Origin of the sequence: Streptomyces sp. NPDC003023 (assembly GCF_042888225.1) — a bacterium.
Classification (GTDB): domain Bacteria; phylum Actinomycetota; class Actinomycetes; order Streptomycetales; family Streptomycetaceae; genus Streptomyces.
On record NZ_JBIAPL010000010.1, the window covers coordinates 247,305 to 272,702 of the forward strand.

The following is a 25,398-nucleotide window of genomic DNA, read 5'->3' on the forward strand; positions in this document are numbered from 1 at the left end:
CCCAGGAGCTTAACTCACGTCCTAAATTAAGCCGTGAGGTCACCCAGGAGTCGCGCCGTTCACTGTCGGCCCCCTGCCCGCGGCGCTCGACGCTCCGACAGGAAAGGGACACCTGGAGCCATGCGCGGATTCAGAGCAGTAGCCAGTGGTGCAGTCGCCGTCTCCTTGCTCGCAACCGCCACCGCGTGCGGTGGCGGTTCGTCGACAGGAGGCTCCAACGAGTCCCCCAAGACCCTCACTTACTGGGCGTCCAACCAGGGCCCGAACATCGAGGCCGACAAGAAGATCCTCGAACCCGAGCTGAGGAAGTTCGAGGAGCGGACCGGGATCAAGGTCAAGCTCGAGGTGGTCCCCTGGAGCGACCTGCTCAACCGGATCATGACCGCCACGACCTCCGGGCAGGGCCCGGACGTCCTCAACATCGGCAACACCTGGTCGGCCTCACTGCAGTCCACGGGGGCGCTGCTGCCGTGGGACGAGAAGAACCTGGAGAAGATCGGCGGCAGGGACCGGTTCGTCGAGGCCGCCCTCGCCTCCACCGGAGCGCCCGGCTCCGACCCGGCGGCGATCCCGCTGTACTCGATGTCGTACGCCCTCTACTACAACAAGAAGATGTTCGCCGACGCGGGCGTCGAGAAGCCGCCGGCCACCTGGGACGAGCTGGTGGCCACAGGCAGGAAGCTGTCGAAGGACGGCAAGTGGGCGCTCGGCGCCGAGGGCTCCAACCTCTCGAACAACATCCACCAGGTGTTCGTGCTCGGCAAGCAGCACGGCGCCGACTTCTTCGACGCGTCCGGCAAGCCCGACTTCACCTCCGACGGCGCCGTCGCCGCGGTCAAGCAGTACGTGGACTTCATGGCGACCGACAAGATCATCGCCCCGGGCAACGCCGAGTACGCCCAGAACCAGTCGCTCAGCGACTTCGCCAAGGACAAGACGGCGATGGTGCTGTGGCAGGCCGCCGCCTCCACCTTCAAGTCCCAGGGCATGGCCGACGACGAGTGGGGGGTGGCCCCCGTCCCCGTACAGGCGGGCGCCCCCGGTCAGGGCAAGAGCCTCAACTCGATGGTCGCGGGCATCAACATGGCCGTCTTCAAGAACACCAAGAACCTCGACGGGGCCCTGGAGTTCGTCAAGTTCATGACGAGTGACGAGGAGCAGAAGCTTCTCTGCAGGACCTACGGCTCCATACCGCCGGTCAAGGCCGCGCAGAGCGACCCGGCCTTCGACCGTCCGGAGCTGAAGGTGCTCCGCGACACCCTGGCGACCAGCGCCGCGCCCCTCCCCCAGGTTCCCAACGAGTCCCAGTTCGAGACGGTCGTCGGCACCGCCGTCAAGAACCTCTTCGCCGCGGCCGCCGGCGGCGAGCCGGTGACCACCGGGTCCGTCAAGGCCGAACTGGCCAAGGCCCAGCAGCAGATGCCCCAGCAGTGAGTGACACCCTGATGAACACGACCGCCGACTCGGAAGTCCGGGAGCGGGCCGTGCGCAAGGACACCCCCGGGGCGGCGCGTGGTCCGCGCCGCCCCGGGCGGCTGAGGCGTTCCGCGCTGCCGTACATCCTGCTGCTCCCGGCCCTCCTCCTGGAACTCCTGATCCACCTGGTGCCGATCGCCCTCGGCATCGCGATGAGCTTCAAGGAGCTCACGCAGTTCCACCTCCGCGACTGGGGATCGGCTCCCTGGTCCGGGCTGGACAACTTCGAGGTCGCCGTCGACTTCGACGCTCCTGTCGGGCAGGCCCTGCTCACGTCGTTCTTCACCACATGCCTGTTCACCGTGCTGTCGGTGGGGCTGTGCTGGCTGCTCGGTACGGCCGCCGCGGTCTGCATGCAGGAGAGCTTCAAGGGCCGCGGCGTCCTGCGGGCGCTGTTCCTCGTCCCGTACGCGCTGCCGGTCTACGCGGCCGTGATCACCTGGGCGTTCATGTTCCAGCGGGACAACGGTCTGATCAACCACGTACTGCACGATCAACTCGGTCTGACCGACAGCCCGTCGTTCTGGCTGATCGGCGACAACAGCTTCTGGGCACTGCTGATCGTGTCCGTGTGGAAGGGCTGGCCGTTCGCGTTCCTCATCGTGATGGCGGGACTTCAGAACATCCCCAAGGAGCTGTACGAGGCCGCCGCGCTCGACGGGGCCGGCGTGTGGCAGCAGATCCGGCGGATCACGCTGCCGTCGCTGCGGTCGGTCAACCAGGTACTGGTGCTGGTGCTGTTCCTGTGGACGTTCAACGACTTCAACACGCCGTTCGTGCTGTTCGGCAAGGCGGCTCCGGAAGCGGCGAACCTCATCTCGATCCACATCTACCAGTCGTCGTTCGCCACCTGGAACTTCGGCACGGGGTCCGCCATGTCCGTACTGCTGCTGGCATTTCTGCTGCTGGTGACCGCCGTCCATCTCGTCGCCACCTCGCGCGGGAGGAAGGTGTCCGATGTCTAGCACCACGACGCACCGGCCGCGGACGCGCCGGTCCCCCATGGCGGCTCCGCGTTCCTTCGTCTGGACCCGGCGCGTCTTCCTGACCCTGCTGACGGGCTTCGTGCTGCTGCCCGTCTATGTCATGGTCTCGAGTTCCCTCAAACCGCTGGAGGACGTCTCCGGTGAATTCCGCTGGATACCGAACGGGCTGACGATCCGTCCCTACTTCGACATCTGGGAGACCGTCCCGCTGGCGAAGTACTTCGTGAACTCGCTGATCGTGGCGGGCGCGGCCACGCTCTGCTCGGTAGTCATCGCCGTGTTCGCGGCGTACGCGGTCAGCCGCTACCGCTTCCGCGGCCGGCGGCTGTTCACTGTCTCCGTGCTGTCGACGCAGATGTTCCCCGGCATCCTCTTCCTGCTGCCGCTCTTCCTCATCTTCGTCAACATCGGGAACACGACGGGTGTCGCCCTCTTCGGATCGCGCGGCGGTCTGATCCTCACCTATCTCACGTTCTCGCTGCCGTTCTCCATCTGGATGCTCATCGGGTACTTCGACTCGGTGCCCAGGGAGCTGGACGAAGCCGCGCTGGTCGACGGCTGCGGCCCGGTCAAGGCCCTCTTCCGGGTCGTCGTGCCGGCCGCCGTCCCGGGGATCGTCGCCGTCGCCGTCTACGCGTTCATGACCGCGTGGGGCGAGGTCCTCTTCGCCTCCGTCATGACGAACGACACGACCAGGACCCTCGCCGTCGGCCTCCAGGGCTACTCGACACAGAACGACGTGTACTGGAACCAGATCATGGCCGCCTCCCTGGTCGTCTCCGTCCCCGTGGTGGCGGGGTTCCTGCTGCTCCAGCGCTATCTGGTCACAGGACTCACCGCCGGCGCCGTGAAGTGACCGGCGCGCCGCCCTCCCCCCGCTCCGTTCCCCCATCCGAAAGGACGTCCGTGACCGAGTTCACCGACCTTGCCGCCCTCCCGCACGACTTCGCCTGGGGCACCGCCACCTCGGCGTACCAGATCGAGGGCGCGGTCGCCGAGGACGGCCGCTCCCCGTCGATCTGGGACACCTTCTCGCACACGCCCGGCAAGACCGACAACGGCGACCACGGCGACGTCGCCTGCGACCACTACCACCGCTGGCGCGAGGACATCGCGCTGATGAAGCAGCTCGGTACGAACGCGTACCGCCTCTCCGTCGCCTGGCCGCGCGTCGTCCCCGGCGGCGACGGCCCGGTCAACGCGAGGGGGCTGGACTTCTACGACCAGCTGGTCGACGGGCTCCTCGAGGCCGGCATCACGCCTTCCGTGACCGTCTACCACTGGGACCTGCCCCAGGTCCTCCAGGACCGCGGAGGGTGGACCGAGCGGGACACCGCCCACCACCTCGCCGCCTACGCCTCCGCGGTCGCGGAGCGCCTCGGCGACCGCGTCAACCACTGGGCCACCCTCAACGAGCCGCTGTGCTCGGCCTGGATCGGGCACCTGGAAGGCAGGATGGCGCCCGGTCTGACCGACCTGGCGGCCGCCGTGCGCGCCTCGTACCATCTGCTGCTGGGTCACGGACTGGCCGCCCGAGCCATCCGGGCGGCCTCGCCCGGCGCGCAGGTCGGGATCGTCAACAACCTCTCCACCGTGGCGCCGGCGAGCGACAGCGACGCGGACGTCGCCGCCGCTCGACGGATGGACGGCCACACCAACCGCTGGTGGCTCGACCCGGTCCACGGCCGCGGCTTCCCCGCCGACATGCTCGACGTGTACGGGGTCGAACTGCCCGAGCGGGCCGGTGACCCGGAGACCATCGCGGCGCCGCTGGACTGGCTGGGTCTCAACTACTACTTCCCCGCCGTCGTCACCGACGACCCGACGGGCCCGGCGCCGTACGCCCGGCAGATCGACCGGCCGGGCGTGCCCCGCACCGGCATGGACTGGGAGGTCGACGCGAACGGCATCGAGTCGCTGCTGCTCCGCCTCACCGACGAGTACGGCGCCCGCCGGCTCTACGTCACGGAGAACGGCTCCGCCTACCCGGACACCGTTCGCGCCGACGGCACGATCGACGACCCCGAGCGCGCCCGCTACCTGGAGGAGCACCTTGCCGCCTGCGCCCGCGCCGCCGGCAAGGGCGCCCCGCTGGCCGGCTACTTCGCCTGGTCGCTGCTCGACAACTTCGAGTGGGCCTACGGCTACGACAAGCGCTTCGGCCTCGTCCACGTCGACTACGAGACCCAGCGCCGCACGGTCAAAGGCAGCGGCCGGCACTACGCCGGCCTGATCCGCGCCCACGCGGCGAGCAGGTCCGGCCGGGCGGCCTGACACTTCCCGCCAGGCCCCGGGAGGCCGGCCCCGGGGGGGGGGGGGCGGGGGGGCGGGGGGGCCCCCCCCCCCCCCCCCCCCCGCCCGGGGGGGCCCGCCCCGGGGGGGGGGGGGGGGGGGGCCGGGCGCGCCCGCCCCCCCCCCCCACGACGCGCCCGTTCCCGAGCCGCCCGGCCGTGGAGCTGCCACAGTGGCGGGGAAGGAGTCCGTGCCGCTCCGCGGATCCGGGCACGGACGAGGGCGCAGGAGAGGGTGGTCGCTGTGACATCGGCTTCCTCCGGCGGTGATCCGCCCAGCGGTGTCCGACTGCCCGACGGTGACGGTGACGGCGACAGGGCCGACCGGCAGCGGTGGAAGGCACTCGCCGTCTGCCTCGTCGCCGGATTCATGACGCTCCTGGACGTGTCCATCGTCAATGTGGCGCTGCCGTCCATCGGCGAGGGCCTCGACGCGCCCGAGTCGATCCTGCAGTGGGTGCTGTCGGGTTACGCCCTGGCGTTCGGACTGCTGCTGGTTCCGGCGGGGCGTCTGGGGGACGCAAGGGGCCGGCGTGCGGTGTTCATGGTGGGGCTGGCCCTGTTCACACTCGCCTCCGCCGCCTGCGGTGCCGCGCAGTCCGGCACATGGCTGGTCGTCGCCCGTGTGGCGCAAGGTTTCGCGGGAGCTCTGATCTCGCCGCAGATCTCGGCGCTGATCCAGCAGATGTTCTCCGGCGCGGAACGCGGCCGGGCCTTCGGCATCTTCGGCACCGTCGTCGGGATCTCCACCGCCGTCGGGCCCCTGCTCGGCGGGCTCATCATCCACGTCGCCGGGGCGCAGGAGGGATGGCGCTGGGTCTTCTACGTGAATCTGCCGCTCGGCGCGGTCTGTCTCGTCCTGGCCAGGAGGCTGCTGCCGGACACCCCGTCGGCGGGCCGGGTCTCCGTGCGCCGGCTCGATCCCGTCGGTGTGCTGCTGCTCGGGCTGGGCGTGCTGACGCTGCTCCTGCCGTTCGTCCAGGCGCACCAGTGGCCCGGCTCCGCCAAGTGGCTGCTGATCGTCGTGGCCCTGCTGCTCCTGGCCGGCTTCGCGCGCTGGGAGAACCGGTGGCGGAGCCGCGGCAGGGAGCCCGTGCTCGACCTGTCGCTGTTCCGGATCCGCAGCTACTGGCTGGGCTGTCTGCTCATCGTGTTCTACTTCGCCGGATTCACCTCGATCTTCTTCATCAGCACGCTGTATCTGCAGAGCGGTCTCGGCTTCAGCGCTCTGCTGGCCGGCGCCGCCATCACCCCTTTCGCCGTCGGCTCCGGTCTGTCGGCCGGGATCGGGGGCCGCCTGGTGAGCCGGTTCGGCAGGCCCCTCATCAGTGTCGGTCTGACGATGGTCGCGCTCGGACTCGCCGGGACTGCGGTGGCCGTCCGGCTGGTTCCCGGTCCGGGGGTGGGCTGGGCCATGGCCGCCCCGCTGCTCCTGGCCGGACTGGGCAGCGGCCTGGTGATCGCGCCCAACCAGACGCTGACCCTGGACCGGGTGCCGGTCGGGTCGGCCGGCAGCGCGGCCGGAACGCTGCAGACCGGGCAGCGGGTGGGCTCGGCGATCGGGATCGCCGCGGTCGGGTCGGTCTTCTTCGCGCATGTCGGCCCCGACGACTGGGCTTCCGCGTACGACGCCGGCTTGATCGTGTCGGTGGCCTTCGTCGTCGCGGCGCTCGCCATCTCCCTGGCCGACATCGTCGAGTGCCGGCTCCGCCCCGGCCGATCGGCGGCGAAGGCGCCCGACCGGACCGCGGGGACCCGGCGCTGACGTGGCTCAGCGTCGCAGTTGCGCGAGTTCCTGGTTCATGGCGCCGAGGAAGCGCACCACCACCAGCAGTTCGTCTTCGCTGAACCGCCGACGGGCCGCATCGGTGCTGCGGGCGAGCGGCATGAAGTACTCGCGGGCCACGGGCTTGGCCGCGGCGGCGTAGTGGAGATGCACGACGCGGCGGTCGTCGGGCGCCCTGACGCGCTGGACGTGGCCGGACCGCTCCAGCCGGTCGAGGCAGGCGGTCACCGCGCCCGAGGTGAGGTTGAGTTGCGTCCGCAGCCTCCCCGGGGTCATCGGCTCGTCTTCCTCGCCCTGGTCACTGTCCATGATCGCGACGAGCGCCTGGACATCCGTGAGGTGCAGCCCCTGCGACTGCGCGAACTCGTGGGCGATGCGGTTGAACTCCGAGTTCATCCGGCGCAGCAGGACGGCGAAGCCCTGCAGGCTCGTGGGGCCGTCCGGGGAGGGCTCGGTCGGGGTGTCGTCAGTGCTGCGCATGCGCCCAGGATATGATCTCTCAACAATTGAGATACTCGATGATTGAAATACTCCACCTCATGACTTGGGGAAAGCAATGACAGGCGCGTCCCGCGGGGCCCGATGGCTGGTCCCGCTCGCACTGCTGATCGTGTGGCTGGGCGTGGGCGGCGCCCTCGGGCCGTACGCCGGAAAGCTGGGCGAGGTCTCCACCAACGACCAGGCCGCCTTCCTGCCCGAGAGCGCCGAGTCCACGCGGGTCCTGAACGCGCAGAAGGCGTTCGACCAGTCGGAGACGGTGCCCGCGATCGTCGTGTGGACCGTGTCCGAGGGCCGGGTGACCCCACGGCAGCAGACCGAGGCGACCGCGCGGTTGGCGGCTCTGCGGGGCACGGAGGGAGTCGTGGGCGGTCCGTCCCCCGCCGTTCCGTCCGAGGACGGCGCGGCGCTTCAGGCGGTCGTGCAGCTCGAGCCCGACCTCGGGGACGAACTGCCCACGGTCCTCGCGGAGATCAGGGACGCCGCCGAACGGGTGCCGGGCGCCGAGGCGCAGCTCGCGGGCCCGGCGGCGAGCCGGGCCGACCTGTCGGACGCGTTCTCCGGCATCGACGGCCTGCTGCTGGGCGTCGCCCTCCTGGCGGTTCTGCTGATCCTCCTGCTCGTGTACCGCAGCGTGCTGCTGCCGCTGGTGATCATCGTCGGCGCCGTGTTCGCCCTGGCCCTCGCCTGCGCCGTCGTGTACGCGCTGGCCGACAACGGCGTCGTCAGGGTCGACGGCCAGGTGCAGGGCATCCTGTCGATCCTCGTCATCGGAGCCGCGACCGACTACGCGCTGCTGCTGGCCGCACGGTTCCGCGAGGAGCTCGCCGCCGGCGGGGACCGGGCGGCGGCGGCACGGGCCGCCGTGCGCAGGTCCTTCGGCGCGATCACCGCGAGCGCGGCCACGGTCGCCCTGGGCCTGCTCGCCCTGCTGGCCAGTGACCTGACCAACAACCGGGCGCTGGGGCCGGTCGGCGCGATCGGCATCGTCTGCGCCGTGCTCAGCGCCCTGACGTTCCTGCCCGCCGTCCTGTGCCTGCTCGGCAAGGCGGCGTACTGGCCCGCGAAGCCGCGTCCCGCGGACCCCACCGGGCGGGGCGGGGGCGTCTGGCGCCGCGTCGCGTCCCTGGTCGGCCGTTCTCCGCGACGCGTGTGGGTCACCACGGCGATCGTGCTCGCGGCACTCGCCGCCTTCTCGCCGACACTGTCGTCGAAGGGCGTGCCGCTGGACGAGATCTTCGTCGGTGACGCTCCGTCCGTCGCCGCCCAGAAGACCCTGGGCGAGCACTTTCCCGCCGGCGCGGGCAATCCCGCCGTGATCATCACATCCGCGGGCCGGGCGGCGGAGGTCGCAGCTGCCGCGACGCGGACGGACGGGGTGGCGTCGGCCGGCGCGGTCGACGCCAGCGGCAGGCCGGGCGCCGGGCAACCACAGGTGGTGGACGGCCGGGTACGGATCCACGCCACCCTCGAGGACGCGGCCGACAGCGACGCGGCCAAGCGGACGATCGAACGGCTGCGTGACGCCGTCCGTTCCGTCTCCGGCGCCGACGCGCTCGTGGGCGGCTACACGGCCCAGCAGTACGACACCCAGCGCACCGCCTCCCACGACCGGACGGTCATCGTCCCCGTGGTGCTGGCCGTCATCCTGCTCATCCTGATCCTGCTGCTGCGCTCGGTGCTCGTCCCCCTGCTGCTGGTGGCCACCGTCGCGCTCAACTTCGTCGCCACCCTGGGCGTGTCGGCGCTCGTCTTCCGGCACGCCTTCGGGTTCAGCGGCACGGACGCCTCCGTTCCGCTGTACGGATTCGTCTTCCTGGTGGCCCTGGGCGTCGACTACAACATCTTCCTCATGTCCCGGGTACGGGAGGAGACACTCGTGCACGGCGTCCGTGAGGGCGTCTTGCGCGGGCTCACCACCACCGGCGGAGTGATCACCTCCGCCGGAGTGGTGCTGGCGGCCACCTTCGCGGCCCTGACCGTGATCCCGCTGGCCTTCCTGGTCCAGATCGCCTTCATCGTCGCCTTCGGCGTCCTGCTCGACACCCTTGTCGTGCGCTCGCTCCTCGTTCCCGCACTGGTGCTCGACATCGGCCCCCGGGGATGGTGGCCGAGCCGGCTCTCCCGCGCCGGAACCGCGACGCCGGGACATGATCGGGCCTGAGCGGGACACTCAGGGACGAACCGACCACCCGAGGAGGCCACCGGTGAGCGCCGGCCAGCGACAGGACACGGAACGGCTCCACTGCCTGGTGACCGGGGCGACCGGCTACATCGGCGGGCGGCTGGTCCCGGAGCTGCTGGCAGCCGGGCACCGTGTCCGCTGCCTGGCCCGCTCCCCCGGCAAGCTGCGCGACCACCCGTGGGCCGGGGACATCGAGGCAGCCGAGGGCGACGTGACCGACCCCGGTTCCGTCGAAGCCGCCATGCGGGGCGTCGACGTCGCCTACTACCTGGTGCACGCGCTCGGCACGGGCGCCGGATTCGAGGAGACGGACCGCCGGGCCGCCCGGATCTTCGCGGAACAGGCCCACGCGGCCGGGGTGCGGCGCATCGTCTACCTCGGCGGGCTGACCCCGCGGGGTGTGCCGCCGCGGCAGTTGTCACCGCATCTGAGGTCCCGCACCGAGGTCGGGCGGATCCTCCTCGACGGCCCCGTGCCCGCCGTGGTGCTGCGGGCGGCCGTCATCATCGGGTCGGGCTCCGCGTCGTTCGAGATGCTGCGCTACCTGACCGAACGGCTGCCGGTCATGGTCACCCCCAGCTGGGTACGCACCCGGATTCAGCCGATCGGCGTACGGGACGTCCTGCGATACCTGGTGGGTTCCGCCCGCATGCCGGCGGACGTGAACCGGACCTTCGACATCGGCGGGCCGGACGTGGTCACCTACCTGGACATGATGCGGCGCTACAGCGCGGTCGCCGGGCTGCGCAAGCGCCTGATCGTCCCGGTGCCGGTGCTCACGCCCCGGCTGTCCAGCCACTGGGTGGGGCTGGTGACGCCCGTACCGCACTCCATCGCCCGGCCGCTGACCGAGTCGCTGCGCCATGAAGTCGTCTGCCACGAACACGACATCGCCGAGTACGTGCCCGACGGCGACGGCCGGCCGCTGCCGTACGACCAGGCACTGGCCCTCGCGCTGCGGCGGGTGCGGGACGCCCAGGTCGCCACCCGATGGTCGTCGGCAGCCCTGCCCGGCGCGCCGAGCGATCCGCTGCCCACCGACCCCGACTGGGCCGGCGGCAGTCTCTACCGCGACGAGCGCGAACTCGTCGTGGACGCCCCGCGGGAGGCTCTGTGGAAGGTGATCGAGGGCATCGGCGGGGACAACGGCTGGTACTCGTTCCCCCTCGCCTGGGCGATCCGGGGATGGCTGGACCGTTTCGTGGGCGGGGTCGGGCTGCGGCGCGGGCGCCGGGACGCCGAGCGGCTGCGGGTGGGCGACTCGCTCGACTTCTGGCGGGTGGAGGAGATCGAGCCCGGCCGTCTGCTGCGCCTGCGCGCCGAGATGCGGCTGCCGGGTCTCGCGTGGCTGGAGATGTACGCCGAGGAGGACGACTCGGGCCGCACCCGGTTCCGGCAACGGGCGCTGTTCCACCCCAGGGGGCTGTTCGGGCACGCCTACTGGTGGAGCGTCTCCCCGTTCCACGCTGTGGTCTTCGGCGGCATGGCACGCAACATCACCCAGGCGGCGGCCAGAGGCATGAGCGCGCGCGAGCCCCGCGCGCGGCGGCGCCCACGGGGATAGGTGTGTTCTGTGCAGACTTTTCTTCCCTATGCGGACTTCACGCGGTCGGCCGCGGCACTGGATCCCAGGCGGCTCGGAAAGCAGCGGGTCGAGGCGCTGCAGGTGCTGCGCGGACTCACGGTGCCCGGATACGGCTGGCGCAGGCATCCGGCCGTCCGCATGTGGGTGGGCTACGAGGAGGCGCTCGTGCGGTACGGGCTGGACGTCTGCGGTGTGTGGACGGCGGAGGGGAGGTCGGACACCTGCGCCGCCACCCTGGTGAACGACTTCCTGTTCTGGCGTCCGGGTGTGACGGTGCGCTCCCAGGACCGCCTCGCGGCCGACGGCGACCTGCCGCCCTGGTTGGGCGACACGGCCTTTCACCGCAGCCACCGGTCGGCGCTGGTGCGCAAGGACCCCGGTTTCTACCGGCGCGAGTTCCCCGGTGTGCCGGACGACCTGCCGTACGTCTGGCCCACGTCCGACCGCGAAGCGGAACCGGGGCCCGGGCCGGGGCCCGCCAAGAGGAGGACCACATGACGGATCCAGCACGCTTTCTGCACGGCCGCGTCGCCGTCGTGACCGGCGCCGCCCGCGGGGTCGGAGCGGCGACCGCACGGGAACTGGCCCGGCGCGGCGCCACGGTGGCCCTGCTCGGCCTGGAGGAACCAGAACTCGCCGGGGTGCGGGACGGCCTCGCCGGGCAAGCCCTGTGCTGGGAGGTCGATGTCAGCGACGAGCCCGCGATGCGGCGGGTGGCCGCCGACGTCCGCGACCGTCTCGGCCCCGCCTCTGTCGTCGTGGCGAACGCGGGAGTCGCCGAGGGCGGCCCCTTCGCGGAGTCCGACCCGGCGGTGTGGCGCCGGGTGATCGAGGTCAACCTGATCGGCAGTGCGATCACCGCGCGCGCCTTCCTCCCGCAACTGCGCACGACGCGTGGCTACTACCTGCAGATCGCGTCGCTTGCCTCGATGGGAGCGGCGCCCATGATGAGCGCCTACTGCGCCTCGAAGGCCGGCGTGGAGTCGTTCACCCATTCGCTGCAGGCCGAGGTGGCCCACACCGGCGTCGGGGTCGGCATCGCCTACCTGAACTGGACCGACACCGACATGATCCGCGACGGGGACCGGTACACCGTCCTGCGGGAACTGCGGGGGCACATGCCGCCGCCGGCCCGCAGGGTCCACCCGGTGGAAACCGTGGCGGCGCGCATCACGCGAGCCGTCGAGCACCGCAGCGCGGCCGTGTACGCGCCGGCCTGGCTCCGTGCCGTCCAGGTCGTCCGCGCTGCCCTGCCCCCGGTGGTCACACGGCTCTGCAGGCGCGAACTGCCCAGGATCGAACGCAGGACCGCGTTCACGGACACGGGCCTGCTGGGCGCCGGCGGCCGGGCGGACACCGAACGCCACCGGCGCACGGGCCGCTGAGCCGCCTCGGGTACGCACGCTTCTAAGAGCGCACGGCCGTCGCCGATTGGGCCACCTCGGTGAAAGCCTCCGGGCCGCGTAGCCCGGCGGGCCCGCCCCGGCGGCGGTGCTCGGCAGTCTGGACCGCACAGCGGCGGTCCGGACGCGCCGCACGAGGAGGCCGCCCGATGAGAACCGTCCCCGGCCGCACCGACCATGTGGTCGTCGTCGGCGCCGGGCTGTCCGGTCTCGCGGCGGCGCTGCACCTGCTGGGCAGCGGCCGCCGGGTGACCGTGCTGGAACGCTCGGACCAGCCCGGCGGACGGGCGGGACGCATCCGCGCGGGGGGTTATCTCCTCGACACCGGTCCGACGGTGCTCACCATGCCTCATCTGGCCGACGAGGCCTTCGCCGCGGTGGGGGACTCTCTGGCGGACCGGGTCGAACTCGCCGAACTGCGTCCCGCCTACCGGGCGCGGTTCGCCGACGGTTCCGGCCTCGACGTGCACACCGACGGCGACGCGATGGCCGAGGAGGTGCGCGCGTTCGCCGGGCCGGCCGAGGCCGCCGGATACCGCCGGCTGCGGCAGTGGCTCCGTTCCCTCTACGAAGCCCAGATGCGGCGGTTCATCGACACGAACTTCGACTCCCCGTTCGGACTGCTCCGTCCCGAGCTGGCGCGGCTCGCCGCGCTGCGCGGCTTCGGCCGGCTGGACACGCAGGTCGGCAGGTACATCAAGGACCCGCGGCTGCGCAGGGTGTTCACCTTCCAGTCCCTCTACGCGGGGGTGCCGCCCGCACGGGCGCTCGCCGCCTATGCCGTCATCGCCTACATGGACACCGTGGCCGGGGTGTACTTCCCCAGGGGCGGTGTGCACGCACTGCCGACGGCGATGGCGGACGCCGCCCAGGGCGCGGGGGCCGAGTTCCGCTACGGAAGCGAGGTCGTCGGCCTGCGGATCGCGGCGGGCCGCGTCACCGCGGTGCGGCTCGCCGGCGACGAGCGGGAGGAAGTCGGCTGCGACGCGGTGGTGCTGACTCCCGATCTGCCCGTCGTCCACCGCCTGCTGGGCCGCAGCCCACGCCGCCCGGTGCGGCTCACCCACTCGCCGTCGGCGGTGGTCCTGCACGCGGGCACGCGCCGCACCTGGCCCCAACTGGGGCACCACACGCTCTCCTTCGGCCACGCGTGGGAACGCACCTTCGAGGAGATCACCCGTGGCGGACGCCTGATGAGCGACCCGTCGTTGCTGATCACCCGGCCCACCGCACACGACCCGGCGCTGGCTCCCGAAGGCCGGCATCTGCACTACGTGCTCGCACCGTGCCCCAACACCGAGACCGGCCCGTCGGCGGAGCAGTGGGCCCGTCTCGGACCGCGTTACCGCGACGGACTCGTCGCCGAGCTGGAGAAACGGGGGCTCGAGGGCTTCGCCGACTCGGTGGAGGAGGAACGTCTGGTCACGCCCGCCGACTGGACGGCACTGGGGCACGCGGCGGGCACTCCGTTCTCCGTGGCCCACACCTTCGCGCAGACCGGCCCGTTCCGGCCGCGGAACCTCGTCGCGGGTGTCGAGAACGCCGTGCTCGCCGGCTGCGGGACGGCCCCGGGCGTCGGCGTGCCCACCGTACTGATCAGCGGCAAGCTCGCGGCGGCCCGCATCGGCGCGGGTGGGAGGCGTTCATGACACGACGTGAACTCGACGCGGCCCGGATCTCGGACCCGGCGCTGCGCGCGGCGTATCTGCACTGCCGGCGCCTCAACGCCCGGCACGGCAGGACGTACTTCCTGGCGACACGCCTGCTGCCCGTCCATCGCCGTCCGGCGGTGCACGCGCTCTACGGCTTCGCGCGCTGGGCGGACGACATCGTGGACGACCTGGCGTCCGGACAGACACCGACGGTGCGCGAGCGGCGGCTCGCATCGCTCGGACGCGAACTCGCCGAGGGGCTGCGAACCGGCCTGAGCACGGAGCCCGTGGTGCGGGCGGTCGCCGACACGGCCCGGACGTACGCCATCCCGCACGAGCACTTCGCCGACTTCATGACCTCCATGCGCGACGACCTGACGGTCACGGACTATCCGACGTACGACGACCTCCGCGCGTACATGCACGGGTCCGCCGCGGTGATCGGACTGCAGATGCTGCCGGTGCTGGGCACGGTGGTGCCGCGGGAGGTGGCCACGCCCCACGCCGCCGCGCTGGGCATCGCGTTCCAGCTCACCAACTTCCTCCGCGACGTCGGCGAGGACCTCGACCGGGGGCGGGTGTATCTGCCGGCCGACCTGCTCGCCGCGCACGGCGTCGACCGCGGGCTGCTCGAATGGAGCCGCGCCACCGGGCGGACCGATCACCGGATCCGAGCGGCGCTGGAGGCCGCCGCCGCGCTCACCCGCGGCGTCTACCGGGAGGCGGAACCCGGGATCGCGATACTGGAGCCGCGCGTCCGTCCGTGCATCCGGACGGCGTACACGCTGTACGGCGGGATTCTCGACGCGATCGCGGACGACGGCTACGCCGTGGTCCAGCGGAGGGCCGCGGTGCCGCGTCGGCGGCGGGCGCGGGTGGCGCTGGCCGGGCTCGCGGGCGTCGTCACGGCCCGCCTGCGTCCGCGGCGCCACCGGGCGCCCGGGAGGCAGGCGGGCGCGCCGACGGGCGTCGCACCGGTCGCGGGCCGCGGGAGGCAGGGCACATGACGGACGTTCGAGGACAGCTGCGACGCGGCCTGCCGCTGAGGTCGCGGCGCCCGGTCCGCTGGGAGAGGCAGACGCCCACCTGGCACGAGGCGAGGCCGTCCCTCATCGCGGACGCCCTGAAGCGTTCCGCGGCACGGCCGTCGGGCAACTGGTACGTGATCGGGGCCTCACGCGACATCGGCCGCGGCGGGCGGCCCTTCGCCCGAAGCGTCGGGGGTACGGAGGTCATCGCCTGGCGCTCCGGCACGGGTGAACTGCTGGCCGGGCCGGGGGCCTGTCCGCATCTCGGCGCTCCGCTGCGGGACGGGCGGGTGGTGTGCGGCACCGTCGTGTGCCGCTGGCACGGACTCGCCCTGGACGGCGGCCCCTTCGCGGGCTGGGACCCGCTGCCCGCCCACGACGACGGCCTGCTCGCCTGGGTGCGCCTGGACGAGCTCGGCGGGGAGCCGCCGCTCGAGCGTCCGGTCGTGCCGGACCGTCCACGCAACGGTGCTGTGGACGCGGTGTTCTCGGCGGTGGGCCGCTGTGAGCCGGAGGACGTCGTGGCCAACCGCCTGGATCCGTGGCACGGTTCGTGGTTCCATCCGTACTCCTTCGCCGATCTGACCGTCGTGTCGACACCGGGGGAGGCCGCGGCGGCGGCCGGGTCCGGCGACCGCTCCGCCGACGTCGGCGCAGACCCCGACCTCGAGCCCGACCCCGATACCGACGCGTTCACGGTCGACGTGTCCTTCAGGGTCGCCGGACGCTTGGTCGTCCCCGTACGGGCCGTGTTCACAGCACCCGGGCCGCGGACGGTCGTCATGCGCATCACCGAGGGCGAGGGCGCGGAATCCGTCGTGGAGACGCATGCCACTCCCCTGGGCCCTGACCGGTACGGCACCCCGCGCACGGCCGTCACGGAGGCGATCGTCGCCGTGTCCGACCGGCGCGGGTTCGCCGCCGCGCGCGCCGCGGCTCCCGCGCTCAGGCCGCTGATGCGGTGGGCGGCGGGACGCCTGTGGCGGGACGACCTCGCCTACGCGGAGCGGCGCCGGCTGCTGCGCAGCACCGGCCGCTTCCCCGGATGAGGAGCGCCGGGATCAGCGACGCCGGGATCAGCGACGCCGGGCGGCCGGGGCGCCGGGATCAGGAACGCCGGGCGGCCAGGGCGGCCATGCCTCGGAGCATCGGGGAGCGCCCTCTGCGGGGGACCGTCCACAGCGGGTGGCCCCGTACGCCCCAGCGCCGCAGCAGAGCGTTGGCGGCGAGGAACCCGGTGGTCGCCGCTCGCTCCATGAGCGCCACGGGGAGGTCGGTGCGGACGAGGTCGCCGGCCACCATCAGGGCGGGGTGCGGGGTGCGCACCGTCGGGCGCGTGGGGTGGCCGCCCACGGGGAACATCGGGCAGTCCGCCCGCCACTCGTGGCGGACGTCGACGATCCTGGCGGCCGCCGTCTCCGGGTAGACGTGGTGGAGCTGCCGCAGCAGCCTCCGCTCGACCTCCTGGCGGTCGGCCCGTGCCTCGACCGCGTACGCGTGCAGTTCCACGACGCTGCCGCCGGTGCGCCGCGCCCACCGCGCGGCTTCCCCCTCCCAGCGGTCCAGGACGCTGACGTTGTCCAGCCCGTCGAAGCCGCTCGTACCGAGGAAGCCGGCCCGGCCCGGCTCGACGGGCCGGTCGAGCCACAGCCGGGACACGAGGAACGCGGGCGCGCTGCGCTGGGCGGCGATGCCCTCGCGCCACGGCCGGTCACCCAGCCCGGGCGAGGACGCGACGAGACGCCGCAGACCCGGCACGTCCAGGGCCAGGACGACGGCGTCGTAGTCGGTGCACCTGTCGGCGGCCTCGACGCACAGCGCCGTCCCGGCGGTCTCGCGGACGGACTCGACGGGGGTGCGGGTCAGGATGTCGACACCCAGCCGGCCGAGACGGCGGGCCAGCGGATCCCACAGTGCCTGCGGGTAGGGCTCGTCGGGCACGTCGAAGAGCAGTCCCTCTGAGGAGCCGAGGAAGTAGATGTGGAACATCAGCAGCAGTTCCGCGGCCGACAGTTCCCGTGGGTCCGAGAAGAAGCTGCGGGAGAAGACCTCGAACGCCAGATGGTGGGCGGCCGGGGGGAAGTTGACCGCGGCGAGGAAGTCGCGGGCGCTGACACCGTCATGGCGTTCGTAGACGTCCGGTACACGGACGTCGAACAGCGGGAGGGCCGCTTCGGGGTTCATGGCGGCGAGGTCACGCCATCCGAACGTCGGGCTGAGCGCGGCGAAGCCGAGGGCACTCCAGGGAGGTGTGCGGGGTACACGGGCGAAGCTGTCGGTGAGTCCGCCGCGGTGGCGCAGCGGGTAGTCGGGCAGCGGTCGCAGGACGGAGAGGGTGGGGTCGGCGCGGCGCAGCAGGCCCCGCAGGTTGTAGTACTGGCGGAAGAAGGCGTGGAAGCCGCGGCTCATCGTCGCCGTTGTGCCGTCGGAGAGTTCGGTCCGCCAGCCGGCGAGGCGGCCGCCGAGTACTGGCTCCCGCTCGTGGAGCGTGACGCGCACGCCGCGCTCCGCCAGGGCGGTGGCGGCGGCCAGACCGGCGATGCCGCCGCCGACGACCGCTGCCCGCGGCCCCGGGCCGTGCGGACGGTCCAGGCCGGGTTCGGGCATCAGGATCTGCGCCTTGCGGTCCCTTCCCCGGCGGGGGGTGTACGTGGCCCGCCCGGTCATCGGGCACCGCCGCCCGACTCGTGCACGGGGCGGCGTCCCAGGAAGGTGTGGACGATGCCGGTCTGCCAGCCGGGGACGGGCAGGACGCGGACGCCGGTGAATCCGGCGCCGGTGAGCCTGGCCGCGAAAGCGGGTGCCGTGTCGAAGTCCAGCACGCTGCGGCGCAGATGACGGTACAGGTCGGTGTCGCCGAAGAGCGCGCCCGCCGGGACGATCACCGATGCGCACACGGCCGACCACAGCGCCCGGTGCGCGACGCGGCCGCTGAGGGTGTACTCGTGCACGGCGATCCTGCCGCCGGGGCGCAGCAGCGAGCGGGCGGTGGCCAGTACGGCGCCGGGGTCCGCCACGTTGCGGAACAGGTAGCCGGCGAAGACCGCGTCGTAGGGACCGGTGACCGCTGCGGCGGTCAGCCGCTCCACCGGCGAGTGGACGAACGACACTCCGGCGGGCCACGGCTTGGCGGTCGCGCGCTCGAGCATCCCCGCCGAGGCGTCGACGGCGGTGATCCCGGCGAGCGGGGCGGCGCGGAGCAGGGCCGCCGTGGAGGCGCCCGTACCGCAGCCGAGGTCGAGGATGTGCAGGCCGGCACCGCCGCCGGGCAGGCGCAGCCGGCGCGCGGACCGTCTCAGGTCGGCGTGGTAACCGGCGTTGAGGCCGACGAGACGGTCGTACGCCGGGGCCGCGTGGTCGAAGGCGTCTGCCAGTTCCGCGTCCCGCATCACGGTCATCGGGTGCTCTCCTCATGGGTGGCCGGGCTGGTTCTCCGCGGCAGGAAGGGGAGTTCGGCCGCGGTGCGGATCATGGGGGCGACGGGCGTGGAGAAGCCGATGAGGACGTCCTCCCACAGTCGGGTGCGGCCGTCGAGGAACCGCAGGACCCGCTCGGCCGGTGTCCGGCGGAACAACCGGGTGAAGAAGTCGGGGCCGTCGACACGTCCGGTGTCCAGGGCCCGCAGCATGACCGCGTCCATGGCCAGTGCCCGTCGTGCGTGGGGCGCCGGCGGCCCCGGGTTCCTGCCCGCGCGCAGTGCGGCGGCGATCGCCCCGCTCTGCCGCTGCACGGCCGAGAACGTGTAGCCCGTCGCCGGGCGGGTGGCGCCGCCGGCCGCTCCGATGCGGTGGACGGCGGCGCCGGCTGCGCGGGGGAAGCGGGCATCGGTCATGGGGATGACGCCGGTTTCCGCGGCGGTCACCTCGAACGGACCGAGGCGCAGGACGCGGTGGGTGTAGTGGTCCAGTGCCGCCTCGTACGCCTGCCGGGTCAACGGGGCGCGGGAGAACTGGGTGTACTCGACAAGGGCCTCTCTCGGTCCGAGCGGGAGGACGTACCCGAAGGCGAGGCCGTGGGACGGCTGCGGGACGCGGAAGTCCATCAGTTCCACCACCTCCTCCTCGAAGGCGTCGGCGGACGTGCGGACGAACCAGCCCCGGAAGTGCTGGAGCAGGGTGCTGCGGGCCGGTGGCAGCGATCGGACGGGCCGCGAGTCGAACAGGTGCCTGCCCGCCAGGGTGAGGCGGCCGCCGTCCGCGCCGGTGCAGAGCGCTTCGGCTCCGCCGGGCACGTCGCGTACCGTCTCCGCCGTCGCCTCCACCAACCGCACCTGGGGCAGTGCCGCGAGGCGCGACCGCACCAGGGCCTCGAAGGTGTCCGAGCGGAGCATCCGGTACCGCAGCGCCCGCAGTTCGCCGTCGGTGACCTCGCCGTCCCGGCCGCGGACCCGCAGCCGCCGCCAGGAGGCGACGACGGCGTCGTCGAAGTCGCCCGTGCCCTCCTGCCAGTAGCACCAGGTGCGCCGGGCGGGGCGCAGGGACCGCAGCGGAGTCTCCACGAGCGTCACCGTCGGCGGGCGTGCGGCGCCGGGCGCGGTGATCGCGTGGGCGAGGGAGAGGCCGGCCGCGCCGGCACCGACGATCACGACGTCGGAAGCGACCCGCTCATGGTTCACCGGTCCTCCTCGTGCATGCGCCGCTGCGCCGAGTCTGCCGGTCCGTGGCCTCGGGAAGTGGCTTCCGGCCGTCGCCCGCGTGGCGGCGCGTCCTTTCCCGTGGCCCCTGGGCGGGAGGCGAGCCGGCGGGTGGCTCTCCGCCATGCCCCATGCGGCTCTGCGCAGCACGGATTTCATGGCCCTGACACCAGGGGGAGTTGGGATGAGTCAGCCCGTCCAATGAGTCAGCCCGTCCAACTCCGAAGGGGGTACCACCTTGAGAAGCGTCCTTCGCCGGCTCGGCGTCGTCGTCGCGGGCGCCGCCCTGATCGGCGGCGCACTGTCCGTCTCACCGGCGGCGGCAGACGACGCCGTCGACGTGCAGCTGCTCAGCATCACCGACTTCCACGGCTATCTGCAGCCGCCCACCGCCGGGCAGGGAGGCCGAATACCCGCGGGGAACGGCACCTCGGTCACCGTCGGCGGCGCCGCCTATCTGGCCACCCACCTCGAGCGGCTGCGGTCCGGTCACCGCAACTCCGTCTTCTTCTCCGCCGGTGACAACTTCGCCGGCTGGCCCTTCGAAGTGGACGCCTTCCAGGACGAGCCGACCGTCGAGGTCCTCAACAAGCTGGGCCTGAGCTTCTCGGCCATGGGCAACCACGAGCTGGACGTCTCACCGGACTTCCTCGTCAAGCACATGGAGCGGGGCCACTGCTTCGGTACCGTCGGGGTCGACAGCTGCTACCCGGACTCCTCCGGACGGCGGTTCAGGGGGGCGAACTTCGACTTCCAGTCCGGCAACGTCGTCTCCGCCCGCACGGGCCGCACGGTCGTGGACCCGTACCGCATCGAGTGGTTCCGCGGCGCGAACGGCAGGCACGTCCCGGTCGGCTTCATCACGACGACCGTGCCCGGCACGGTCACCGGCTCGACCTCGTACCAGCCGGGGCTGCGCGAGCTCGACCAGGTGGCGACCGCCGACCGCTACGCCCGGGAACTCAAGCAGCGCGGGGTCGAGGCCATCGTGCTCAACGTGCACGACGGCGGATCGACCAGGTCCGCCGCGACAGCGGGCTTCAACGAGTGCGACTCCCCCTACGGCCCGGTGATCGACCTGGCGAAGAAGGTGTCGCCGGAGATCGACGCGGTGATCACCGGCCACTGGCACTCCCGGTTCAACTGCACGCTGCCCGACCCGGACGGGAATCCGCGCCCGGTCGTCGAAGCCGGTCACCACGGCGGCCTGATCAACGAGATCAACCTGTCCATCGACGCACGCACCGGTGAGGTGGACCGCGGCCGCACGACCTCGGTCAACCACGCGGTGACGCGCGACGTGGCACCCGACCCCGAGGTGCAGAAGATCGTCGACCACTGGGCCGAGCGCGGGGCCCAGCGCTTCGCCGAGCCGCTCGCCACTCAGACCGGCTCCTTCACCCGGACACAGAACGCGGCCGGGGAGAGCACGGCGGCCGACCTGTTCGCCGACGTCCACTACTGGGAAGCCAACCGCACCCGTGCCACCCGGGCCGATCTGGCACTGGTCGCCGCGAAGCCCGCCATCGGCAGCACCGCCGTCCGCGGGGACCTGCCCTTCGCCAAGGGCAGTCACCCCGCCGACGCCGACGGCCGGATCCTGTTCGGCGAGTCGTGGAACGTCTACGGCTACGGAAACCCGGTCCTCACCGTCTCGGTGACCGGCAGCCGGCTCGACGCGATCCTCGAGCAGCAGTGGCAGCAGCAGACGGACGGCAGCGTGAAAGCGGCGCCGCTGGCCGTCTCCCGCAATGTCGCGTACGCCTACGACCCGACGAAGGCCCCGGGCGACCGGATCGAGCCTGCCGACGTGCTGATCGACGGTCGGCCCCTGGACCCCGCACGCACCTACCGCGTGGCCGCTCTCGCGTACACGGTGATCGGAGGAGACGGCTACACCGCCTTCGCGGGCGCCACGGACCCGGCACGAGGCGGACCCGACCACGAGGTCTTCGTGGACTATCTGAGGGCCCACAAAAAGATCTCCCCGGCACCGCTCGACCGGGTCCGGATCAAGGGCTGACCGGCCCCGCCCACGAGTCCGCCCGGGCGGCGGCACGCCACGCCTCGCATCCGCGAGCGGGCGCGGCCCGCCCGGGCGGTTCGCCGCTCAGGCGTGCTGACTGCTGACGGAGACGACTTCGCCCGTCATGTACGACGAGTAGTCGCTGGCGAGGAAGACCATCACGTTGGCCACCTCCCAGGGCTCCGCGGCGCGGCCGAACGCCTCACGGGAGCTGAGGTCGGCCAGCAGTTCGTCGCTGGTGACCCTGGCGAGGTGGGGGTGCATGGCGATGCTCGGCGCGACCGCGTTGACGCGGACGCCGTGCGGCGCGACGTCCAGGGCGCTGCAGCGGGTCAGCGCCATCACACCGGCCTTGGCGGCGGCGTAGTGGGCCTGTCCCCGCTGGGCACGCCAGCCGATCACCGAGGCGTTGTTGACGATCACACCGCGCCCGGCCGGGAGCATGTGGCGCAGCACGGACCGGGTGGCCTTGAAGGTGCCGGTGAGGGTGACGGCCAGGACGGTGTCCCACTGATGGTCCGTCATGTCGGCGACGCCGGCGGTGCCGCCGAGTCCCGCGTTGTTGATCAGGACGTCGATGCCCCCGAACTCCTCGGCCGCCGCGTCCATCAGGCGGTCGATCTGCGCGCCGTCGGTGACGTCGCAGGGTACGGCCAGGGGGCGTTCGCCGGTGAGCTCGTGGAGGCGGTGGGCCGCTGTCTCGAGACGCTGTTCGTGCCGGTCGCTGACGACCAGCCTGGCGCCTTCCTCCGCGCACCGCCGGGCGGCCGCGAAGCCTATGCCCGTACCGGCGGCGGCGGTGACGACGACCGTGCGTCCCGCGAGCAGGCCGTGGGAAGGACCGGGGCCGGCCGGGGCGGGGTCGCGGCCGGCCGGGGCGGGGTCGCGGCCGGCCGGGCTCGGATCACGGTCGGCCCGGCTCGGGTCGCGGCCGGCCGGGGCGGCCGTCACTTCTGGACGTTCGTCCGGTGCGGACATCCGTGCTCCTCTCCTCGCGGCGGAGTCGTCGTTCCGGTGTGGGCCGTGGTGTCACGGCCGTCTGAGCTCTCCGGGGCACGGCCTTCGGAGCCGTCCGGGTGGCCAAGGCCGTGGACGCCCGCCGGGGCACGCTCGTCTGAGCCGTTCGGGCTGCCGAGGCGCACCAGTACCTCGTCCGCCGAGGCCACGATCCGTGCGATCAGCTCGGCGCAGCTGGGCAGGTCGTCGATCAGGCCCACCACCTGACCGGTGGCCATCACACCCATGTCGGTGCGCCCTTCGAGCAGTGCCGCGCGGTAGAGCATCGGCGCGTTGGCCGCCATCACGACCTGGCTCCAGGTGAGTCCGTGCGCCTTCCTCATGGCGAGGCCCTCCCTGACCAGGGCGGGCCACGGGGTGCCGGAGAGGTCGCGGAAGGCGACGGCGTTGCGCACGGCACGCAGCATCCGCCCGGTGGCGGTGCCGCTCTCCAGCCGCTCGACCGTGCCGGTCCGAAGGACCCTCTGGGGTATGCCGTCGATCTGCAGCGTCAGCACCGTGTCGGTGACGGTCGTGGCGAGGTAGGCCTCCTTGACCCGCTGGGCGACCGGCGAGTCGCTGGTGAGCAGGAACCGGGTGCCCATGGCGATCCCGTCCGCGCCGTAGGCCAGTGCGGAGACCAGGCCCCGTCCGTCGAAGTAGCCCCCGGCCGCGACGACCGGGATGTCCACGGCGTCGACGACCTGGGGCAGCAGGAGGCTGGTCGGCACCGGGCCGGTGTGCCCACCGCCCTCACCGCCCTGGACGATCACCGCGTCGGCGCCCCAGGCGGCCACCTTCTCCGCGTGGCGCCGCGCGCCGACGGAGGGCACGACGACCAGGCCGCCCTCCTTGCAGCGTTCGACGAGTTCCCGCCTGGGCGCGAGGGCGAAGGACGCGACCTTCACACCGTTGCGGATGAGGACGTCGATGCGGCGCTCCACGTCCGGCTGGTCGGCGCGCAGGTTGACGCCGAAGGGCCTGTCCGTCGCCGACCGCACGGCGGCGACGGCCTGTTCGAGCTCGAAGAGACCGAGAAGCCCGGCGGACAGGATGCCGAGACCGCCCGCCTCCGCGGTCGCCGCGGTGAGGACGGCGTCGGAGACGTACCCCATGCCGGTCTGGACGATCGGGTACTCGACACCGAACAGTTCGCAGGCCCGGGTGCGCAGCGCCGGATGCGGCGCCACCGGCCGGCTCACCCCGCGACCTCCGTGCCGCGCAGCCCCTTCGGGTCGATCACCTCGCGGATCAGGCGGAGTTCGTCCTCGGTCGGCTGTCTGGTGGCGGGCACCTCGTCTTCGCCGAGCAGGGGGAATCCGGTGCGCTCGCGGACCTCGTCGACGCCGGTGCCGGGGTGTACGGACACCAGTCGCATCGTTCCCGACCGCGGTTCGAAGTCCAGCACGGCGAGTTCGGTGACCACTCGGCGCAGGTCGTGGTGGCGGCTCGCGGCGGGTCCGGCCTTGGCGGCGGAGTCCGTGCCGACGCCCGCCACCATGTCGACGCCGGGGACGAAGACCCTGGTGCTGTGCCGGGGCACCCAGTAACTGACGGGGTGACAGACGGTGTTGCCCGGGGCTCCCCTGACGCCGACCAGCTGCGCCTTCGGCCTGGCGTGCGGTCCGATGGCGGAGATGTTGACGTTTCCGTGGGCGTCGATCTGGGTCGGGATCATCATGGCGTGGCGTTTGCCGCTCCACACCAGGTCGAAGACGGTCCGGAACGGCGACCAGCCCTCGATCGTGCCCTCGGCCCGTGCGCCGACGGGCCATGTCCCCTGCACCAGGTACGCCTCCCCGTCGGTCAGCAGCAGTTCGGGCGAGAAGGTGTGCCTGGCCAGCCGGACGCCGATCGCGGGAATCGTGCCGAAGGCGCTGGCGAGGATCTCGCCGTTGTCCCGGAAGGCCTCCGCGCAGGCGACGGCGCAGATCTCGGCCCGGGTCGCGCCGCTCATGCCGGCTGCTCCTCACCGCGGCGGCCGCCGACGGTGCTTCGAGGGCGCTCCCGGTCGTCGGCGAGGAGGCGCCGGTGGAACGCAGCCCATGTTCCGGGGTCGCGGGCCGCGGTGACGTACTCCTTCTGGAAGGTCTCGTCCCGTTCGTAGTCGGGGGCGCACGAGGTGAAGTGCGCCCCGCCAGGGGCCTCGACGACACCGGTCACGGCGAGCCGCCGGATCACGATCGTCGAGGGGTGGGCCCCGGTGGTGAGTTCGGCGGTGGGCACGATCCGCTCGCAGGAGACGAACGCCTGTTCCGCGGCGTTGCAGAAGACGTCGTCGAAGTACGGGTCGGGCCCGAGACACTGGGCGTTGCCCGCAGCGTCGGCGCGGTTCATGTGGACGAGCGCGACGTCGAGGGGGATCGCCGGCACGGCGAGCATCTCCTCTCCGCTGCCGTACGGGTCGGCGACGGTGCACAGGTCCGGGTTCACCGACATGACGTCGGAGCCAAGGCCCGCGCGGGTGGGCAGGAACGGCAGGCGCAGCGCGGCCGCGTACAGGCCCCACTGGAGCATGCCCTCGTCGTACTCGGCCACCTCGATGCGGCCGGTCTGGCGGGCGGCCCTGAAGTGCGGGTCGAGTGCGACGGTGTCCAGCGAGACGAACCCGAACACCAGCTTGCGGATCTTGCCGGCGGCGCAGAGCAGTCCGACGTCGGGGCCTCCGTAGGAGACGACGGTCAGATCGTCCAGGTCGGAGCGCAGGATCTCGCGTACCAGTGACATCGGTTTGCGACGGGAGCCCCAGCCGCCGATGCCGATGGTCATGCCGGATCTCATCCGGCCGACCACCTCTCGCTCGGTCATCCTCTTGTCGCGCATGCGGCAGCTCCTGACGGGCCGTCAACCTAG

The 25,398-nt window shown here is 72.4% G+C and carries 21 protein-coding genes; 13 read left to right on the forward strand and 8 right to left on the reverse strand.

All coding sequences use genetic code 11. The features are described 5' to 3' along the window. Positions 1–120: 120 nt before the first annotated feature. The 5 genes from ACFYV1_RS28385 (at position 121) to ACFYV1_RS28405 (ending at position 6,518) form a co-directional block, all read left to right on the forward strand. Positions 121–1,434, forward strand: coding sequence for an ABC transporter substrate-binding protein (locus ACFYV1_RS28385; RefSeq protein WP_389398442.1), 1,314 nt, complete (start codon positions 121–123; stop codon positions 1,432–1,434). Positions 1,435–1,445: 11 nt separating this feature from the next. Further along, the gene (locus tag ACFYV1_RS28390) at positions 1,446–2,441 is read left to right on the forward strand and encodes a carbohydrate ABC transporter permease (RefSeq protein ID WP_389398443.1); all 996 of its coding nucleotides are present in this window, start codon (positions 1,446–1,448) and stop codon (positions 2,439–2,441) included. A gap of 37 nt (positions 2,442–2,478) precedes the next feature. Continuing rightward, a complete protein-coding gene (locus ACFYV1_RS28395) occupies positions 2,479–3,318 on the forward strand; it encodes a carbohydrate ABC transporter permease (protein ID WP_389398485.1) in 840 nt (279 codons plus the stop codon). Positions 3,319–3,368: 50 nt separating this feature from the next. After that, positions 3,369–4,736, forward strand: a complete 1,368-nt coding sequence (locus ACFYV1_RS28400; RefSeq protein WP_389398444.1) for a GH1 family beta-glucosidase — start codon at positions 3,369–3,371, stop codon at positions 4,734–4,736. A 306-nt stretch (positions 4,737–5,042) separates the two neighbouring features. Continuing rightward, positions 5,043–6,518 (forward strand): MFS transporter, encoded by a 1,476-nt coding sequence (locus tag ACFYV1_RS28405; protein WP_389398486.1) that lies wholly within the window; start codon positions 5,043–5,045, stop codon positions 6,516–6,518. Positions 6,519–6,524: 6 nt separating this feature from the next. On the opposite strand, the gene ACFYV1_RS28410 is transcribed toward ACFYV1_RS28405, so the two are convergent. Then, positions 6,525–7,019: a MarR family winged helix-turn-helix transcriptional regulator gene (locus ACFYV1_RS28410; protein WP_389398445.1), complete on the reverse strand. Its 495-nt coding sequence runs from the start codon at positions 7,017–7,019 to the stop codon at positions 6,525–6,527. A gap of 76 nt (positions 7,020–7,095) precedes the next feature. Here ACFYV1_RS28410 and ACFYV1_RS28415 point away from each other — a divergent pair, with 76 nt between their 5' ends. From ACFYV1_RS28415 to ACFYV1_RS28445, 7 genes are all read left to right on the forward strand, one after another. Continuing rightward, positions 7,096–9,201 (forward strand): MMPL family transporter, encoded by a 2,106-nt coding sequence (locus ACFYV1_RS28415; RefSeq protein ID WP_389398446.1) that lies wholly within the window; start codon positions 7,096–7,098, stop codon positions 9,199–9,201. A gap of 43 nt (positions 9,202–9,244) precedes the next feature. Further along, positions 9,245–10,786 carry an SDR family oxidoreductase gene (locus ACFYV1_RS28420; RefSeq protein ID WP_389398447.1) on the forward strand — a complete coding sequence of 514 codons (1,542 nt, stop codon included), beginning with the start codon at positions 9,245–9,247 and terminating at the stop codon, positions 10,784–10,786. Between the two features lie 9 nt (positions 10,787–10,795). Then, a complete protein-coding gene (locus tag ACFYV1_RS28425) occupies positions 10,796–11,305 on the forward strand; it encodes an MSMEG_6728 family protein (protein ID WP_389398448.1) in 510 nt (169 codons plus the stop codon). Next, positions 11,302–12,192 carry an SDR family oxidoreductase gene (locus ACFYV1_RS28430; RefSeq protein ID WP_389398449.1) on the forward strand — a complete coding sequence of 297 codons (891 nt, stop codon included), beginning with the start codon at positions 11,302–11,304 and terminating at the stop codon, positions 12,190–12,192. The genes ACFYV1_RS28425 and ACFYV1_RS28430 overlap by 4 nt, the downstream gene beginning before the upstream one ends. A gap of 167 nt (positions 12,193–12,359) precedes the next feature. After that, entirely contained in the window at positions 12,360–13,859 is a 1,500-nt protein-coding gene (locus ACFYV1_RS28435) for a phytoene desaturase (RefSeq protein WP_389398450.1), read from the forward strand. Then, positions 13,856–14,869 carry a phytoene/squalene synthase family protein gene (locus tag ACFYV1_RS28440; RefSeq protein ID WP_389398451.1) on the forward strand — a complete coding sequence of 338 codons (1,014 nt, stop codon included), beginning with the start codon at positions 13,856–13,858 and terminating at the stop codon, positions 14,867–14,869. Before ACFYV1_RS28435 ends, ACFYV1_RS28440 begins: the two co-directional genes overlap by 4 nt. Then, complete coding sequence (locus ACFYV1_RS28445) at positions 14,866–15,939, forward strand: DUF5914 domain-containing protein (protein ID WP_389398452.1); 1,074 nt, start codon at positions 14,866–14,868, stop codon at positions 15,937–15,939. The genes ACFYV1_RS28440 and ACFYV1_RS28445 overlap by 4 nt, the downstream gene beginning before the upstream one ends. 58 nt (positions 15,940–15,997) lie before the next feature. Here the strand turns inward: ACFYV1_RS28445 and ACFYV1_RS28450 are convergent, their stop codons facing one another. The 3 genes from ACFYV1_RS28450 to ACFYV1_RS28460 are packed head-to-tail and all read right to left on the reverse strand — an operon-like array spanning position 15,998 to position 19,505. Beyond that, positions 15,998–17,557 carry an FAD-dependent oxidoreductase gene (locus ACFYV1_RS28450; RefSeq protein WP_389398453.1) on the reverse strand — a complete coding sequence of 520 codons (1,560 nt, stop codon included), beginning with the start codon at positions 17,555–17,557 and terminating at the stop codon, positions 15,998–16,000. After that, positions 17,554–18,288: a class I SAM-dependent methyltransferase gene (locus ACFYV1_RS28455; RefSeq protein WP_389398454.1), complete on the reverse strand. Its 735-nt coding sequence runs from the start codon at positions 18,286–18,288 to the stop codon at positions 17,554–17,556. Before ACFYV1_RS28455 ends, ACFYV1_RS28450 begins: the two co-directional genes overlap by 4 nt. Beyond that, positions 18,285–19,505 carry a lycopene cyclase family protein gene (locus tag ACFYV1_RS28460; RefSeq protein WP_389398455.1) on the reverse strand — a complete coding sequence of 407 codons (1,221 nt, stop codon included), beginning with the start codon at positions 19,503–19,505 and terminating at the stop codon, positions 18,285–18,287. The genes ACFYV1_RS28455 and ACFYV1_RS28460 overlap by 4 nt, the downstream gene beginning before the upstream one ends. Before the next feature lie 256 nt (positions 19,506–19,761). On the opposite strand from ACFYV1_RS28460, the gene ACFYV1_RS28465 reads away from it, so the two are divergent. Further along, positions 19,762–21,546: a bifunctional metallophosphatase/5'-nucleotidase gene (locus ACFYV1_RS28465; protein WP_389398456.1), complete on the forward strand. Its 1,785-nt coding sequence runs from the start codon at positions 19,762–19,764 to the stop codon at positions 21,544–21,546. 87 nt (positions 21,547–21,633) lie between these two features. On the opposite strand, the gene ACFYV1_RS28470 is transcribed toward ACFYV1_RS28465, so the two are convergent. From ACFYV1_RS28470 to ACFYV1_RS28485, 4 genes are read right to left on the reverse strand one after another with little or no spacing between them, the layout of a single operon-like run. Continuing rightward, positions 21,634–22,527, reverse strand: a complete 894-nt coding sequence (locus ACFYV1_RS28470; RefSeq protein ID WP_389398457.1) for an SDR family oxidoreductase — start codon at positions 22,525–22,527, stop codon at positions 21,634–21,636. Continuing rightward, positions 22,497–23,747 carry an NAD(P)H-dependent flavin oxidoreductase gene (locus ACFYV1_RS28475; RefSeq protein ID WP_389398458.1) on the reverse strand — a complete coding sequence of 417 codons (1,251 nt, stop codon included), beginning with the start codon at positions 23,745–23,747 and terminating at the stop codon, positions 22,497–22,499. Before ACFYV1_RS28475 ends, ACFYV1_RS28470 begins: the two co-directional genes overlap by 31 nt. Beyond that, on the reverse strand, positions 23,744–24,502 hold the full coding sequence (locus tag ACFYV1_RS28480) for a CoA-transferase subunit beta (protein ID WP_389398459.1): 759 nt from the start codon (positions 24,500–24,502) through the stop codon (positions 23,744–23,746). The genes ACFYV1_RS28475 and ACFYV1_RS28480 overlap by 4 nt, the downstream gene beginning before the upstream one ends. Next, positions 24,499–25,368 (reverse strand): CoA transferase subunit A, encoded by an 870-nt coding sequence (locus ACFYV1_RS28485; RefSeq protein ID WP_389398460.1) that lies wholly within the window; start codon positions 25,366–25,368, stop codon positions 24,499–24,501. The genes ACFYV1_RS28480 and ACFYV1_RS28485 overlap by 4 nt, the downstream gene beginning before the upstream one ends. Positions 25,369–25,398 lie beyond the last annotated feature (30 nt).

Coding starts and splice junctions, on each gene's coding strand:
- ACFYV1_RS28385 (WP_389398442.1), top strand. CDS start 121: ATGCGCGGATTCAGAGCAGTAGCCAGTGGTGCAGTCGCCGTCTCCTTG.
- ACFYV1_RS28390 (WP_389398443.1), top strand. CDS start 1,446: ATGAACACGACCGCCGACTCGGAAGTCCGGGAGCGGGCCGTGCGCAAG.
- ACFYV1_RS28395 (WP_389398485.1), top strand. CDS start 2,479: ATGGCGGCTCCGCGTTCCTTCGTCTGGACCCGGCGCGTCTTCCTGACC.
- ACFYV1_RS28410 (WP_389398445.1), bottom strand. CDS start 7,019: ATGCGCAGCACTGACGACACCCCGACCGAGCCCTCCCCGGACGGCCCC.
- ACFYV1_RS28415 (WP_389398446.1), top strand. CDS start 7,096: ATGACAGGCGCGTCCCGCGGGGCCCGATGGCTGGTCCCGCTCGCACTG.
- ACFYV1_RS28430 (WP_389398449.1), top strand. CDS start 11,302: ATGACGGATCCAGCACGCTTTCTGCACGGCCGCGTCGCCGTCGTGACC.
- ACFYV1_RS28435 (WP_389398450.1), top strand. CDS start 12,360: ATGAGAACCGTCCCCGGCCGCACCGACCATGTGGTCGTCGTCGGCGCC.
- ACFYV1_RS28440 (WP_389398451.1), top strand. CDS start 13,856: ATGACACGACGTGAACTCGACGCGGCCCGGATCTCGGACCCGGCGCTG.
- ACFYV1_RS28445 (WP_389398452.1), top strand. CDS start 14,866: ATGACGGACGTTCGAGGACAGCTGCGACGCGGCCTGCCGCTGAGGTCG.
- ACFYV1_RS28450 (WP_389398453.1), bottom strand. CDS start 17,557: ATGACCGGGCGGGCCACGTACACCCCCCGCCGGGGAAGGGACCGCAAG.
- ACFYV1_RS28455 (WP_389398454.1), bottom strand. CDS start 18,288: ATGACCGTGATGCGGGACGCGGAACTGGCAGACGCCTTCGACCACGCG.
- ACFYV1_RS28470 (WP_389398457.1), bottom strand. CDS start 22,527: ATGTCCGCACCGGACGAACGTCCAGAAGTGACGGCCGCCCCGGCCGGC.
- ACFYV1_RS28480 (WP_389398459.1), bottom strand. CDS start 24,502: ATGAGCGGCGCGACCCGGGCCGAGATCTGCGCCGTCGCCTGCGCGGAG.
- ACFYV1_RS28485 (WP_389398460.1), bottom strand. CDS start 25,368: ATGCGCGACAAGAGGATGACCGAGCGAGAGGTGGTCGGCCGGATGAGA.